Annotated in this window: 12 protein-coding genes; 7 read left to right on the top strand and 5 right to left on the bottom strand. The window is 44.2% G+C overall.

Going from position 1 to position 16,193, the window contains the following annotated elements; genetic code table 11:
• Positions 1–9 precede the first annotated feature (9 nt).
• The 4 genes from DWW10_RS20105 to DWW10_RS20090 form a co-directional block, all read right to left on the bottom strand.
• Positions 10–837: a metal ABC transporter permease gene (locus DWW10_RS20105; protein WP_118421935.1), complete on the bottom strand. Its 828-nt coding sequence runs from the start codon at positions 835–837 to the stop codon at positions 10–12.
• Between the two features lies 1 nt (position 838).
• Positions 839–1,255, bottom strand: coding sequence for a hypothetical protein (locus DWW10_RS20100; RefSeq protein ID WP_022391949.1), 417 nt, complete (start codon positions 1,253–1,255; stop codon positions 839–841).
• 3 nt (positions 1,256–1,258) lie between these two features.
• Positions 1,259–2,509, bottom strand: a complete 1,251-nt coding sequence (locus tag DWW10_RS20095) for a 3-phosphoshikimate 1-carboxyvinyltransferase (protein ID WP_022391948.1) — start codon at positions 2,507–2,509, stop codon at positions 1,259–1,261.
• Between the two features lie 513 nt (positions 2,510–3,022).
• Positions 3,023–3,943 carry a helix-turn-helix domain-containing protein gene (locus DWW10_RS20090; protein WP_118421934.1) on the bottom strand — a complete coding sequence of 307 codons (921 nt, stop codon included), beginning with the start codon at positions 3,941–3,943 and terminating at the stop codon, positions 3,023–3,025.
• A gap of 147 nt (positions 3,944–4,090) precedes the next feature.
• Here DWW10_RS20090 and DWW10_RS20085 point away from each other — a divergent pair, with 147 nt between their 5' ends.
• From DWW10_RS20085 to DWW10_RS20070, 4 genes are all read left to right on the top strand, one after another.
• On the top strand, positions 4,091–5,401 hold the full coding sequence (locus DWW10_RS20085) for a TolC family protein (protein ID WP_022392773.1): 1,311 nt from the start codon (positions 4,091–4,093) through the stop codon (positions 5,399–5,401).
• Positions 5,402–5,448: 47 nt separating this feature from the next.
• The gene (locus DWW10_RS20080) at positions 5,449–6,483 is read left to right on the top strand and encodes an HlyD family secretion protein (RefSeq protein ID WP_022392772.1); all 1,035 of its coding nucleotides are present in this window, start codon (positions 5,449–5,451) and stop codon (positions 6,481–6,483) included.
• 4 nt (positions 6,484–6,487) lie between these two features.
• Complete coding sequence (locus DWW10_RS20075) at positions 6,488–8,083, top strand: hypothetical protein (protein ID WP_022392771.1); 1,596 nt, start codon at positions 6,488–6,490, stop codon at positions 8,081–8,083.
• A 129-nt stretch (positions 8,084–8,212) separates the two neighbouring features.
• Positions 8,213–9,418, top strand: a complete 1,206-nt coding sequence (locus DWW10_RS20070; protein WP_022392770.1) for a multidrug effflux MFS transporter — start codon at positions 8,213–8,215, stop codon at positions 9,416–9,418.
• On the opposite strand, the gene DWW10_RS20065 is transcribed toward DWW10_RS20070, so the two are convergent.
• Positions 9,385–9,777 carry an A1S_2505 family phage non-structural protein gene (locus DWW10_RS20065; RefSeq protein WP_118223470.1) on the bottom strand — a complete coding sequence of 131 codons (393 nt, stop codon included), beginning with the start codon at positions 9,775–9,777 and terminating at the stop codon, positions 9,385–9,387. The genes DWW10_RS20070 and DWW10_RS20065 overlap by 34 nt on opposite strands.
• A gap of 233 nt (positions 9,778–10,010) precedes the next feature.
• Between DWW10_RS20065 and DWW10_RS20060 the strand changes: the two genes are divergently transcribed.
• The 3 genes from DWW10_RS20060 to DWW10_RS20050 all read left to right on the top strand — a co-directional run bounded on the left by DWW10_RS20060 (position 10,011) and on the right by DWW10_RS20050 (position 16,060).
• Positions 10,011–10,448: a cupin domain-containing protein gene (locus DWW10_RS20060; RefSeq protein ID WP_022392768.1), complete on the top strand. Its 438-nt coding sequence runs from the start codon at positions 10,011–10,013 to the stop codon at positions 10,446–10,448.
• Positions 10,449–10,668: 220 nt separating this feature from the next.
• Positions 10,669–13,209 (top strand): glycosyl hydrolase 115 family protein, encoded by a 2,541-nt coding sequence (locus tag DWW10_RS20055; protein WP_022392767.1) that lies wholly within the window; start codon positions 10,669–10,671, stop codon positions 13,207–13,209.
• Position 13,210: 1 nt separating this feature from the next.
• A complete protein-coding gene (locus tag DWW10_RS20050) occupies positions 13,211–16,060 on the top strand; it encodes a glycoside hydrolase family 2 protein (RefSeq protein ID WP_118421933.1) in 2,850 nt (949 codons plus the stop codon).
• The last annotated feature ends 133 nt before the right edge of the window (positions 16,061–16,193 follow it).

The following is a 16,193-nucleotide window of genomic DNA, read 5'->3' as shown; positions in this document are numbered from 1 at the left end:
CAGTAGGTTTTACGGGTTCTGCGTTTTCTGCCGTAAAGATAAATAAAAACTCTTTCCCAGCTTACATACTACATATATAATGATGGAAAAGAAGATGATAGCCGCCCCGGAAGGAACGTTCAGATAATAAGATATCATTAATCCGCCCAGGCAACTGAGATAACCGATGCCAATAGACAACCAGATAATACGGTGGAAACGATGTGTAAACAGATTCGCCGTCATTTGCGGGATGGTGAGCAGGGAAATAACCAGCACGATGCCTACCATACGCAGGCATGCAACAATGGTCAATGCAATGAACATCATCAGTACATATTCGAATATCTGTACGGGAATACCTTGTGAACGGGCAAACTCCCGGTCGAAAGCAACATAGATGATCGGGCGCAAATATAGGACAAAGAAGATGGCTAATAGTACTGCAAGTCCCGCCAGCAGGGCGATGTCTCCTAATGTAATCGTCAGTATATTGCCAAATAGGTAAGCCGAAAGGTCGGGTGCAAACCCGGGTGAAAGGAAAGTAAACATGATACCCAGTGCCATACCCAGCGTCCAGAATACAGCGATAGCTGAATCTTCACGCATATCATTGCGTTTGCTAAGCCATTCCACTCCAAAAGCCGACAGCACAGCAAACACACCAGCAGCCAGTATGGGAGAAACGCCTGTATATAATCCCAGACCGATGCCTCCGAAAGAAGCATGCGTCAGTCCGCCACTGATGAATACCAGCCGTCTCGTCACGATATACGTACCGATAAGCCCGCAAACAATGCTTGCCAGTAAACTGCCGATGAGGGCATGTTGAAAGAAGGTGTATTGTAGTAGCTCCACTTTAAGATCTCCTTTCTCCTATAATCAGAAATATTTCATCCTTGATATTGTCCGGTAGTGCTATTCCCCGTAATTGCAGGCTGCGCACCCACCCGGCAACGTCGGTATCCTGCATTGTATAGAATACGTCCCTGAACTCATCTTCCTGTTCGGGAGTGTAGTCTTCGGGAGCAATGCCAATGTACTTGTCTAATTCTTCATCATCATAGTACTCTATCTTTTTGCTGACAGCAGCCAACAGACTGTCCCGCTCGCATACTTCATGCTGTCCACAACATTCCGCATCAGCCTCTTTCACTTCGGGCATGGCATCCAGTTCTCCGCGTTCTATCTTTTTTTGCAGACGCTGGTTACGGATGTATCCTGCCATAAGGGCGATACAGACCAGTACAATAAGACTTATAATTAATATCAACATAGCTTATTCCTCAATTTCAATTCTAAACCCTGCTTGTTTCAAATCTTCCCAATATCCCGGATAAGATTTGGAAACCACTTGTGGCTCAGCAATCTGTACCGATGGTACCAATAGGGAGGCAGGGGCAAAAGCCATCGCCATCCGGTGGTCTTCGTAAGTTGCAATCACGGGACTGGCTTCCGGTTCACAACGTTCACCGTTCCAGATTAATATACTGTCCTGTTCCGACTTCACCACATATCCCAACTTATGTAATTCTGTGATAAGTGCCTGAATACGATCAGTTTCCTTTATCTTCAAACTTTGTAATCCGCTGAAGCGGAAAGGTATGTTCATTAAACAACAAGTCACAACAAAAGTTTGCGCCAGATCGGGTATGTCCACTAAATCTTCCTTTAAGCGGGCAACGGGAGTTCCTATCTTGGTTAATACCACTCCCCGGTCAGTATATGTAGTCTGTACGCCGAGTTTGGTAAATATCTCTGTTCCCCGGCTGTCGCCCTGATAACTGCGTGGGAAAAGTCCCAGCAGCTCTACTTCTGTCTTTGCAGGTTCTTCTTTGCTGTCCTGGCTTAGGGCAACCATTTGATACCAGTAGGAAGCACCGCTCCAGTCACTTTCTACCGTGAAAGGTATGTCGTTGTACTGGCCCGGACGGACGGTAATACTGCTTTCGGAACTCCATGCAGCGTCTGCACCGAATTCTTTCATCAATTGCAGAGTCAGATTGATATAAGGACGTGAAATGATTTCTCCTGTCAGATTCAGCCTTAATCCGTTTTTCAGAATAGGGCCGATCATCAGTAAAGCGGATATGTATTGTGAACTTACATTTCCGGCAAGGCTGATTTCTTCGCCTGTCAATATTGTGCCTGTGATACGCAAGGGAGGGAAACCTTCGTTTCCGGCATATTCTATTTGTGCTCCCAACTCGCGCAAGGCGTCCACCAGAATACGTATGGGGCGTTGTTGCATCCGCTCAGTACCTGTAATGATGCGTGTGCCGGGTGTTACACTCAGATAAGCCGTGAGAAAACGCATGGCGGTTCCGGCAGCAAGAATATCGATATGCTCGGGATTTCCGTCCAGGGCTTTTATCATGACGCAGGTGTCGTCACAATCGCTCAGATTGGTAGGCGTGATATGTCCTTGTGCTAAAGCATGTAATATCAAAGCCCGGTTGCTGATACTCTTGGAAGCCGGGAGCTGGATAGTGGTATGCAAGGTGGCAGGTGCCGAAAGTTTATAGCGCATAGTTGTATTCCTTCTTAAACGTAATAGCTGGTTTACAGGCTACAAAAGTACGATAAATATCTGAATAAAGAAACTTGATTTACATGACTTCAGGGCAACCGTACCGAATTTTCAGGGTAACTGCACTGAAATTCCTTTCTTTCGGACGGGTTATGAATTAAATGGATACGCGGACGACACGGACAAGGCGGACGAACGCGGAGTAAGATTGCCCTTCGGTGTGCAAGTAATTTTTCATCCGCGTTCGTCCGTCTTGTCCGTGTCGTCCGCGTATCTATTCATTCATTACTTTTCCATAAACATAATGATGTTTTGATAATTTTGTTGAGTTTTATTGATGACAGTGAGACGCTTTGTAACTTTCTGATTATCAATATGATATTTCTGTCCCCTATTCAGTATACGACAGAACCCTATTCAGTATACGACTGAATGGCATTCACTATACGACTGAATTAGGTTCAGTATACTACTTTTCTTTAAACATTTACTATTTGTAAATAATATGCAATGTTATTCTGTTCTCTCCTCTACAAACAGTGCATCTTTCCTGAAATCAACTGGCGATATACCTGCTTTCCGCTTAAAGAACTTCCCAAAAGAAGACTGGTCGGAGAAGTTGAGGGTGGCAGCGATTTCTTGTACGGAAAGTTTGGAGTGGGTTAACAAGTTACGGGCTTCACTGAATAACATTTCAAAAATGAAGTCACTCACACTTTGACCTGTTACGAGTTTCACGATCTGCGTCAGGTGATGGGCGGATAAGTTCAGTTGGGCGGCGTAAAAATCCACTTTATGCTCTTTGCGATAATGAGTTGCCAGTAACTCGATGAATGATTTGATGATACTTTCATAACGGGTCAGGCAACCATTCGTATGTGGTAGATTAGTTCGTTCAAGGATATCGCTTAAATCGAGATAAAAGGCGAACAAGCGGTTCAGGATAACTTCTTTGTGATAGAAATGCTCTGTCCGGTCTATGTTCTTATTGATGCTGATCAGTCTTTCGGCTAATAAGCCGGCATGTGAGTGCTCCAAGGGAACTACCGGTTCGTTGTATAATCGTACGCCATATTTAGTCCGTCGGTAAATCATATCGGTGGAATCCATCTCATCTGTAAAAGCTTTGCTGACAAAGAGGCACTGGCACTGGAAATCATCACTGCATTCTCCAAAATGGAACAAATGGGCAGAAGACAGAAGTAGGAGGGTATCCGCTTGAATATCATACGTCTTGTAGTTGATTACCGTATGTCCTTTTCCGGATAAAACCAATAAGACAATAAAGGCATCCAAGTGAATGTCTGATGAAAATTGTTCTTCTGCTTCCCGTTGGCCAATGGTGATACAACTGATTTTCTTTCGTGTATCATTCCTGCTACCACTGATGATAGGGAGTTCACAGATGTTTTTTATACGTATGGAAGAAGTCATTGGACGTGATTTTATTGCAGCACAAAGGTAGCGGAATCCTTTGGAATCTCCAAATTAAACCAACTTTGCCAAATTTCGGATTTCTCTTTAGCAAAGAATTAATCCGACCTTTGCAGCCGTTTTTGAGGTAACAATTTAATAGGCATTATGAAAAGATTAAAAGAATTATTTGTCTTTGTTTGGGCGCTGAACATATCTGTTGCATCTGCACAAACCTTTCAGAAGATGACAATTGAAGAGATGTTTGAGATGGCGGATGCCAATAGCCGCAGTATCCGTACATTCCGTTTAGCAGAAGAGGAAGCCGGGCAGGCGGTGAAGGTGGCTAAAAATGCGCAACTTCCTTCGATTGATGTATCCGTTTCGGCAAGCTATCTGGGTGATGCCTGGTTGGCAGACCGTGATTTTACAAACGGTGAGAATGCTGCTATGCCGCACTTCGGCAATAACTTTGCAATAGAGGCTTCGCAGGTCATCTATGCAGGTGGAGCCATCACAAGCCGGATTGCCATTGCTAAATTGCAGCAGCAACTGGCAGAATTGGATAAAGAGAAGAACAGGCAGGATATCCGCTTCCTGCTGGTAGGAAATTATCTGGAGATGTACAAACTACAGAATCAGGCAGAAGTATATCGGAAGAATATAGAGCAAACCCGGAAACTGGTGGAAGATATCAATGCCAAGCAGTCGCAGGGACTGGCTTTGAAAAATGATATCACTCGTTATGAATTACAATTGAAATCTCTGGAACTGGCATTGACGCAGATTGAGAATAGTATCCTCATTTTAAATAATCAGTTGACCACCGTACTCGGCCTACCCGAAGAAACGGTGATTGCTGTAGATACTACTTTGCTGGGGCGACTTCCCAAACCTTCAGAAGAGGCCCATTGGCAGGAGACGGCAGTATTGAGCTCTCCTGTGCTGCAACAGATGAAACTGAATATCAAGCAGTCAGAATATAATGAACGGATTGCGAAGGCGGAACGCTTACCATCCGTAGCTCTCTTTGCCGGTGATAAACTGGACGGCCCCATTACGATTGAAGTACCGCCTATTAACAAGAATCTGAATTACTGGTATGTGGGCATAGGATTGAAGTTCGATATAGCTTCCACCTTTAAATCCGGGAAGAAAATCCGTCTGGCACGCCTGTCTACCCAGCGTGCACAGGAGAATGATTTGTTGTTACAGGAGAATGTACGGACAGAAGTGAAAGCGGCATACATCCGTTTTTATGAGGCTTTTACCATTTGTGATACGCAAGAGAAGAGTCTGGAACTGGCTGCACAAAATTACAGTGTGGTAAATAACCGCTACTTGAATGATCTGGCATTGATTACTGATATGCTGGATGCCAGTAATTCTAAGTTGAATGCGGAGTTGCAATTGGTGAATGCACAGATTAATATACTTTTCAACCTCTATAAGCTGAAGAAGACAGCGGGATGTCTGTAAATTGTCGGCAATTATATATGAATGAAAACTAATGAATAAAATAAGATATGGAACGCAAAAAGAAAAAACTGATTTATAACGTAGTAGTTAGTCTCTTACTTATTGCCGGGCTGGTGTGGGTATGCTCTCATTTCGTTCACCTCGGCAGTGTAGCTTATACTGACAATGCACAGGTAAAACAGCTGATTGTCCCCGTCAATAGCCGCGTGCAAGGCTTTATCAAGAAGATCTATTTCGATGAATACCAGGAAGTGCGCAAAGGTGACACCCTGGCATTGATTGAAGATTCCGAGTTCCGTTTCCGTCTGGCACAGGCTGAGGCTGATTTTCAGAATGCTATTTCGGGAAAGAATGCAGTGGCCACCACGGTACATACCACTCAGAATAATATTGCTGTATCCGATGCAGGTTTACAGGAAGCTAAAGTTCGCCTGGACAATGCCGAGCGCGAATACCACCGATATAAAAACCTTTTGGCACAGGATGCTGTCACCAAACAACAGTACGATGCTGTGCAGACAGATTACGAAGCATCCAAGGCACGTTATGAACTTCTGCTTCGTCAGCGCCAATCTACAACTTTAGTAAAGCAGGAGCAGACTCACCGTCTGGAACAAACAGATGCAGGTATCAAACTGGCGCAGGCTGCTTTGGAACTGGCGCGCCTGAATCTTTCTTATACCGTTATCCTTGCTCCCTGCGACGGAACTACCGGGCGGAAAGAAATTCAGGAAGGGCAGTTGATACAACCCGGACAGACTGTGGTTGACGTTGTTGACGAAAATGAAAGGTGGGTAGTAGCCAATTACAAAGAAACTCAGACTACCTATATCCGGGAGGGTCAGCCGGTAGAAATAGAAGTGGATGCCGTACCCGGAATTATTTTTAAGGGTATTGTGAAATCTATTTCCCGTGCTACGGGTGCCAGTTTTTCTCTTCTACCGCAGGATAATTCTGCAGGGAACTTCGTAAAGGTGGAACAACGTATTCCTATCCGCATTGAGTTCTCTACCGGTAACCGTCCGGAAGATATGGAGCGCCTGCGTGCCGGTATGAATGTGGAGTGTGTAGTAAACTATTGATATTATGCACGAAACAGGACCTTTTTCCATTCCGGCTATCCGTGATTTTGTACCTCCTAAACTGCGCCCCTGGATTATCATTGCCTTTGTCATTGTCTTCCAGTTCTCCGGTGGTCTCTATCTGGCGGCAGTCAGTGAGATGGTTGGCTCTACGGCATTAATGCAGGAGGACATTATGATGGCGGGTTATGCTTCTATGGTGGGCATGGGGTTGACATTTGCCATCATGTTCCGCCTAAAGTTCCGTTTTACTTCGAAGGCTTCGTTGATGACGTGCAGCATTGCCCTGATTATTTCTAATCTGATATGTATGCATATACATAGTATTCCCGTGCTAGTAATCACCTGTTTCTTTGCAGGCATCTTCCGCATGTGGGCCACGTTCGAATGTAATTCTACCATTCAATTATGGCTTACTCCCAAACGGGATTTATCGGTATTTTTCTGTTTTATCTACCTGTTGGTGCAGAGTTGTATTCAGCTATCGGGATTGGTAACAATCTATACGGCCTTCTGGGCGAAGTGGGAGTATATGCACTGGTTGATTATTGGTTTATTGCTATTGGTGATGCTGGTTACATTGTGGTTATTCCGTAGTTATCGCTCCTTACCGAAATTACCGTTGTTCGGTATCGATTGGTTGGGGGCTTTGATGTGGGGGCTTGTGCTGTTGTGTATCCTTTTTGTCTGCGTGTATGGGGAACATTATGATTGGTATCAGTCTTTCCAAATACGGGCGGCAACTATCATCGGTACGCTGATTCTTGTATTGAACCTGTGGCGTGCATCTTTCATCCGCCATCCGTTTATTGCTTTGAAGACGTGGACGTATCGCTCTGTCTGGCTTCCCTTTATACTATATATAGTAATAGATATTTTGTTGGCACCATCACATCTGTTCGAACACATTTATATGGAAGGTATATTGGGGTATGATGCCTTGAATGTAATTTCACTCAACTGGGTGGTTCTGCTGGGGATTGTTGTGGGAGCAGGCTTTACCCTCTTCACTTTCTCCCGTCGTAAATGGCGTTATAAGACAATGACGGTGATTGCATTTTCTTCCATTACCGGGTATCTGATGTATTTCTATTTCGGCATTGAGTATGCTTTGCCGAAGGAGACATTGTTTATACCGCTGTTTCTGCGTAGCTTCGGGTATGTGATGATAGCTATTTGCTTCCTTACAGTGCTGTCTCGTGTTCCCTTCCAGCATTTCTTCCAGGCGGTGTCTGTGCAGTCGTTTGTCAGTGCCGGATTTGGTGGAGCTTTGGGTACGGCCATTTTAGGACATGCTCTGAATGGGGCTATGAAGAAGAATGCCATGCTGCTGGGCGCCGGATTAGATCATGTGAACCCTTTTATCAGCCGGATATCTGTAGGAGAGCTATATGGTGCTGTACAACAACAGGCCCTGATGGTTTCAATGAAAGAACTGTACGGTTGGCTTATTCTGTTAGCTTTGTTTTGTCTGTTGGTGTTCCTGGTTTACGAAAGTGACATTCGTCCGTATAAAGTACTGCATCCTACTTACCGCTCTATTCGCCGTTTTGTGAAGCATGAGTTGCGCATGGACAAGAAATTGGAAGCCACAGGCTAAGTTGAATTTTTTTTGTTCTTGTATTGGATAGCTTTGAATAAAATAGGTAGGGAGAATAAAATGGATTATTCTTATTTTTGCAGTCCGAAAGTGGACGTATATTCCACGAAATATATAAGTTAAGTTTATATGGGAAAAGATAATTCAAAACTGTTCATTCTTATTTTATTGGGCATGCTGACGGCCTTCGGGCCTTTTGTTACGGATATGTATTTGCCAAGTCTTCCGGTTATGGGAGAATACTTCAACACGAATTCTTCAATGGTCCAGCTGGGATTAACTACCAGTATGATCGGACTGGCTGTCGGCCAGATATTCTTCGGACCTTTGAGCGACCGTTATGGCAGGCGCATACCATTGCAGGTTGCCATGTGGCTGTTTATCGCATCAACAGTGTGCTGCTTGTTTGCGCAGAGCATCCAGCAATTCGTTGCTTTCCGTTTGATACAAGGCATTGCCGGAGCGGGTGGCATCGTTATAGCCCGTTCCATTGCTACGGATAATTTTTCAGGTAGGGATCTGGCAAAGATGTTGGCGATTATTGGTGCTATCAATGGTATTGCTCCCGTGGTAGCTCCTATTATCGGGGGAGTCTTTACGGAAGCTATCGGTTGGCAGGGCATTTTCGGTATTTTACTTGTACTGGGAGTATTGCTCTTGGCAGGATGCATCCGTTTCCGGGAGTCGCTTCCTAAAGAAAACCGTCTGGCTACGAAGTGGGCGGATACCTTTCACAGTTTCAAGGTAGTACTTAAGAATAAGCAGTTTGTTTGCTATGTGTTGCAACTGGCTTTTGCACAGGGAGTGTTGTTTGCCTATATTGCATCTTCCCCCTTTATTATACAGCAGCACTATGGTTATTCCCCTTTTGCTTTCAGCGTTTGTTTCAGTATTAATGCTATTGCTATCGGTGGGGCGGCAGCATTCTCTGTAAAGTTTCGCCGGCCAGCAAACGGAACACTGATCGGCTGTATGGGTATGCTTATTTTCTCTTTGCTCGAATGTGCCGCATTGGCTTTAGGTTGCAGTTTCTGGATTTATGAACTCCTGTTGCTGGCAGTTCTCTTTATGATGGGAATGACGTTCACTACATCTACTGCGTTAGCTATGGAATGTGAGCGCGACAATGCCGGGACAGCCTCAGCATTGTTGGGGGCTGTCTGCTTTTCGTTTGGTGGCATTGTCTCTCCTTTAGTAGGTATTGGAAACATTCTGGTTTCCACGGGGGTAATATTTGTCATCTGCTCTCTTTGTTCCCTTTCCAGTATTTTACTGGCTTTGGGCAGAAGGCGGGCAAGACTTTATTTTGCATTCAGTACATCCCAGAAACGCTGAGGCAGGTGGATATTGGGCACGTTTGCAGCTTCTTTAAATAGAGGAGCAATTTCTTTCGGGGCAAAACCGGCAATGCCGCATCCTATTTCTGTAACAAGGAAAGTGTATTGTGAGTGTTCTTTAGCAAAGCGGATAAATTCATCTACATAAGGTTTGATGGCTCCCGGTCCTCCGTGCATAGTCGGAATACCATAGGTTTGTCCTTGCAATCCGGTTCCTTGTCCCCAGATGGCTCCCCATTTTTTCCATGCCAGATAAGCGGCTCCGCCACCATGTGCACCTTCCAGGTTACTACCGAAAACGAATATCTCGTCCGGGTGTAGTTCTGTGATACGATTAGAGGTAATTCTTGTTTTCATACTCATGTGATTAGGTTATAATTAATTATTTTCTCCTTTTCTTCATTTTTAAACTCTTGCTTTTCAGCAAAAGTAACCTTTAGGTAACTATCTTACTTGTTTGTAACTTCTTGTTTATAAGTAAAATAGTGAATAGCTTTGCACTGTCGGAAAGTCATTGACTACATTTGCGAAGTTAGTGAAAAAACTGATGAATGCAACTATCTTATAAACAATTTAAAAACAAAAAGACAATGAAAGAACTTGCAGTAAAGAATTACAGGACCGCAGAAGGTCAGAAATTTAGCCAGGACGGTAATGAATTTACAGTGAAACCGATTGTTGCGCAGGCGGATGTGAACCAGTGCCGTGTGAACTTTGTAGAAGTGGAACCGGGTAGTTTTGCTTATGGATACCATTATCATGAAACGGATGAAGAGGTATTCTATATTATCAGCGGTACAGGTATCGTTCGTACCATCAATGGAGATGTAACGGTGAAAGCCGGTGATGCAATTACTTTTCCTGTGGGACCGGAAGGTGCGCATGTTATTCGCAACGGATCGGATACGGAAAAGCTGGTTTATATTGATTTCGACACGAACAATCTTCCGGAGATTGTACACCTCCCTGATACGAACCAGGTGATGGCTTATGGAAAATTCTCTAATGGAATTTATGATAAGAAGTAATTTTAGATGACTATTCCCTCTCAGCCGGAGGGAATAGCTGTTTTTAATAAACACAAAATGGAAAATTGTGTAATTGCATGTAAGATATGAGCAATTACAGAAGATGGATGCAATTCTGGAGGGTATTTGCATAAATAATCTATGATTGTACACGTCTGTCTATTTAATCCCATAGAAAAAGAGCCTATTTTAGCCGCGAATTTAAAATCTAACTATTACTATGTTTGTACGCTCAATTCTATTCGTTATCCTTTTTCTATGTAGTCAGATTGTACGCGGCAACGATTTTGTTTGGTACAATGGGAAGCAGGCTGTAATGTATACCGTGCCTCAGGAAGTATCTCCGGTTGTAGCCATTGCACTTGATATGTTTGCCGGAGATATGAAACAAGTGACGGGCTTTCTGCCACAAAAGACTTCTGTAAGTAAAGCAGTCATTCGTATTATCCAATTGGATAAGGCAAAACAAAAGATTAAAAAAGAATTGCAGGCCTTGGGCATCCCGGTAAATGAACTTGCTTTGAAGCGCGATGGCTTTTACATGGCTGTGGCAGGTGCTTCGGATGGTAAACAATTGTTTGTAGTAGGTAATAATGGTCGAGGTACTGCCTATGGTATCTTGGAACTTTCCCGTTTGGCAGGTGTATCTCCCTGGGTATGGTGGGCAGATGTTACTCCGGAGAAACAGAACCGTCTGGCTGTCTCTACTGAATTTAAGACTTTTCAAAGCCCTTCTGTGGAGTATCGTGGCATCTTCCTGAATGATGAAGACTGGAGTCTCCAACCTTGGAGTTGGAAAAACTTCGAACCTAATGAAATCAAAGGACGCATTGGGACACGTACTTATAAGGAAATATTCAAACTTTTGCTTCGCCTGCGTGCTAATGCCATCTGGCCCGGTATGCATGGCATCACTACTCCTTTCTACTTTGTTCCCGGAGTAAAAGAAGTGGCTGATAGCTGTGGTATCGCTATTGGTACTTCGCATTGTGAACCTCTGATGCGTAATAATGTGGGAGAATGGGATACTAAACGTCGCGGAGACTATAATTATATCACTAACCGCGATTCAGTGCAGGCTTATTGGATAGAACGTTTAAAGGAAGCATATCCTTATGAGAATATGTATACCATTGGTATGAGAGGTATTCACGATGGTCATATGGAAGGAGTGAATACAATGGAAGAAAAAACACAGGCTTTGCAACAAGTCCTTGATGATCAACGTAAACTGCTGGCTAAGTATGTCAACCGGGATGTCACTAAAATTCCTCAGGTATTTGTACCATATAAGGAAGTGCTCGATATAATGGAGAATGGTCTGGAAATTCCGGAAGATGTTACTTTGATGTGGTGCGACGATAACTATGGCTATATGACTCGTCTTAGCGACCAGGAACAACAGAAACGTATTGGTGGTAGTGGTGTTTACTATCATTTGAGCTATTGGGGGCGCCCTCATGATTATATGTGGCTTTGTACTACTCAGCCTGGACTTATTTATAATGAGATGAAGCAGGCTTATGACCATAATGCCCGCCACGTTTGGATTGTGAATGTACATGACCTGAAGCCGGCAGCCTACGATCTTGAATTTTTTCTGGATATGGCCTGGGATATAAATTCCATCACTCCCTCGACTGTGAACCGGCATCTTGAAAATTGGCTTTGCCGTGAATTCGGAGAACAGGCTGGTAAACAACTGTTGCCTGCCATGCTGGAGTATTACCGTTTGTGTGGCATCCGTAAACCGGAACATATGGGATGGACACAAGTGGAACTGGATAAGTCGAGATATCCTCGTGGACGCTCGCAAGTCATTGATACGGAGTTTAGTTTGACAGAATTCGGAGGTGAACTGGATCGCTATTTGGATGCTTATGAAGCTGTTAAGAAGAAAATAGCAGAAGTGGAGTCCCTCATTACGCCTGACCGCAAAGATGCTTTCTTCTCTCATATCAAGTATCAGGTCTTTTCAGCTGCTGCCATGAGTACCAAAATGCTGGAAGCACAGCGTGCGCGTTCTTATTCTATGGGACAATGTGATGAATCTCTTTGGGGACGTGATAAGGCTATGCTGACTGCTTGTGCCAGAAGTATGAAGGCTTATCAGGAAATCAGGGAACTGACAGATTATTATAATAATCAGATGGCAAAAGGTAAGTGGAAACACTCCATGTGCTATGATCCACGTGACTTGTATGTCTTTTATCCTCCTACACTTCCAGTAGGACTTACAGAAAAGGAGATGGAGGATTATCTGGCGGATGCTAAACCTCGGGTTATACATAATCTGGAAGCGGATAAATGCATTGTAGCCAATGCCTGCAATTATACGAAAGCTTCAGAGGGTAGTGCTCCGATCCAGGCATTGGGGCACAGTATGAATGCTGTAGCACTACCCGAGGGTGGCTCGCTGACTTTTGAATTTGACTCTCCCTGGGAAGGGGAGGCACTTTTGCGTACGGCTGTTATCCCTTCACATCCCAATGATAAAGGTGATATTCGCTTTAGTGTCAGCATAGATGGTGGAGAACCGCAAGTTTATTCTTTCCGCGAGAAAGGACGGACAGAAATCTGGAAACGTAATGTGCTGCGTGGACAAGCAGTTGGTGAAACGAAACATACAGTAAAGAAAGGCAGGCATAGCCTTACGATTACTGCTTTGGATAAGCATGTGGTGGTAGACCAATGGATGCTTGACTTTAAGCTGGGACGTAAGTTCTATGTATTTCCTATCGAAGGAGAAAATCAAAAATGATATGATCAGAAAGAAAATAAAACAATGGGTCGCCGTACTGGGTTGCCTGTGTGCTACGGTGGCTATGGCACAGGATACAGAGTTCTTGTATCTTTCAGGAACAGGGCTTGGAAATACGGTGAAATGGGACTTCTATTGTTCCGGTGGGATGAACAGTGGGAAGTGGCGTAAGATTGAGGTTCCTTCACAATGGGAATTGCAAGGATTCGGTGAATATACTTTCGGACGCTTCTATCTGGATAAAGAAGCCAAGCCAAGTGACGAGACCGGCCTATACAAGCATAAGTTTAAAGTTCCTGCGGAGTGGCAGGGGAAGCGGATCAGTATCGTTTTTGAAGGTGTCATGACGGATACGGAAGTGAAGATGAATGGCATGTCTGCCGGAGAAATGCATCAGGGTGGTTTCTATACTTTCAGTTATGATATTACCGACAAATTGAACTATGGAAAGAATAATGAATTGGAAGTAAAAGTCTGGAAAGAATCGACCAATGAATCTGTTAATGCTGCCGAGCGTAGGGCAGACTGGTGGTTGTTCGGTGGTATTTATCGTCCGGTTTATCTGAAAGCAGTTCCTGAAACGCATATTGAACGCATTGCAGTGAATGCTACGGCCGATGGTGACTTGTTTGCGGAGTTACACACACAAGGACTGAAGCCGGGTTATTCGGTAGCAGTGATATTGACACCTGTAGGCGGCACTCAAAGTATCGGACGGCAAGTCATAGATTTACAGACGGAAGATAAACAGACCATTGAAACCCGCTGGCAAGGTATCCGTACCTGGGATTGTGAGAATCCCAATTTGTATACTTTACGATTGGAACTGCTTGATCCGCAGAAGCAAGTTGCGCATATTCATGAGGAACGTATAGGTTTCCGTACAGTTGAGTTCCGTCCTAAAGATGGCATTTATGTAAATGGCACAAAAGTGTTGATGAAAGGTGTGAATCGTCATAGTTTCCATCCTGAGGGTGGTCGGACTACGAACCGGGAGATCAGTGTGAAGGATGCTTTGTTGATAAAAGAAATGAATATGAATGCTGTACGTTCGCACTATCCACCCGATAAACATTTCCTGGATGTGTGTGATTCTCTCGGAATATTTTATCTTGCAGAGTTTACCGGATGGCATGGACGGTATGACGATGAAGCAGGTGAGAATTTGCTTCGGGAGATGCTGGCGAATGACGTAAATCATCCTTGTATTTTTATGTGGAGTAATGGTAATGAGGGTGGCTGGAATAAGACACTGGATACTCGTTTTGCCGATTATGATCCGCAAAAGCGTCATGTTATTCATCCATGGGCAGACTTTAACGGACTGGATACCCATCATTATCCGGCGTATCAGACAGGTCCGGCCCGCCTCGCTAATGGATATAATGTGTTTATGCCGACTGAGTTCTTGCATGCCCAGTATGATAAGGGAGCTGGTGCAGGCTTGGAAGATTACTGGAATAACTATAAATCGAATCCGATGTTTGCGGGTGGTTTTATATGGGCATTTGTTGATGAAGCAGTCATGCGTGCAGACAAAGGAGGCATTCTGGATTCTGACGGACCGAATGGTCCGGACGGTATTGTAGGACCTCACCGGGAGAAGGAAGGAAGCTTTTATACGATTCGTGAAGTCTGGGCTCCCATTCAGTTTGCTCCGCTTCACATCACTCCTTCTTTCAAGGGCGATTTTCTGGTGAGTAATACTTATCTGTTTACTAACCTGGATGAATGTAGCATGAAATATCGCCTGTATTCTGCACCTTCCCCGATGAAAGGGAATGAATGTATTTTAATGAAGGAGGGGCTGGTTCGTCTACCTGCGATTGAACCGGGAGAGACAGGAAGGGCGCATATGGATCTCCCTGTCAACTTTTTCCAAGGAGATATCCTCGAACTGGAAGCTTATGACAAGAACGGGCACTCCATTTGCAATTGGACATGGCCCGTGAAGTTTGCCAAAGAGTACTTCGCTACTCAACGTATGTCGTACGGTGCAGCAGATACCCGGGCAGTATTAAAGGAAGCCGGAGACCAAGTTGTTCTTTCGGCTAATGGTATTACCGTTACTTTTAACGGTGAAGATGGTTCATTGGCTGAAGTTAATCGAAATGGGCAGATGATACCTCTCAGTAACGGGCCATTGCCTGTAGGTATAAAGGCAGACTTCAAAGATATCCGTACTCGCATGGAAGGTAATGATGCTCTTTGCGTCGTCCGATATACGGGAGCCATCGATTCGATTGTTTGGCGCATGACTGCCGATGGTTTGCTGGGTATGGATGCAGTGATGCTGAACCGGACGAATGGTGGCGGTTACAAAGGTGCTTTCTTTGATGAGAAGGTAAATAATCTCGGTCTTACCTTCTCTTTCCCGGAACAGGAAGTGAAAGCTATGCGCTGGATGGGACGCGGCCCTTATCGTGTCTGGAAGAATCGTATCAAGGGAACCAACTATAACATTTGGGAGAAAGCATATAACAATACCATTACCGGGGAGAGTTTTGAAAGTTTTGTCTATCCCGAATTTAAGGGATATCATGGAAATCTGTATTGGGCAACGTTGGAGTCGGATCGTGTTCCTTTCACTGTTTACTCTGAAACAGATGGTTTATACTTCCGTGTCTTTACTCCTGAAGAACCGAAGCACCGCCGTAATGGAGAGGACACAATGAAAGAATTTCCAGCAGGTGATCTCTCTTTCTTGTATGATATTCCGGCCATGCGTTCTTTTAAAACCATCCCAGAACATGGGCCACATAGCCAACCCAGCACTGTTCGCATTAAGTCGGGAGATGATGGTTTGCGCATGAAATTATGGTTTGATTTTCGTTCTGACCTTATGAGGTAAATTACGGATATCATATCAGATTATTTAAAAGTTTTATAATCTTCGTCTATAGGAACAGATTTCTGTTTCTGCAGGCGAAGATTGTGTTTGTAGATATTTGAGGAAACTTTTCCGATATTCCTGCAAACTTGTT

Source organism: Bacteroides intestinalis (genome assembly GCF_003464595.1).
Classification (GTDB): domain Bacteria; phylum Bacteroidota; class Bacteroidia; order Bacteroidales; family Bacteroidaceae; genus Bacteroides; species Bacteroides intestinalis_A.
Note: the sequence above shows the minus strand (reverse complement) of the source record. Positions and strands in the feature narration are given on the sequence as shown.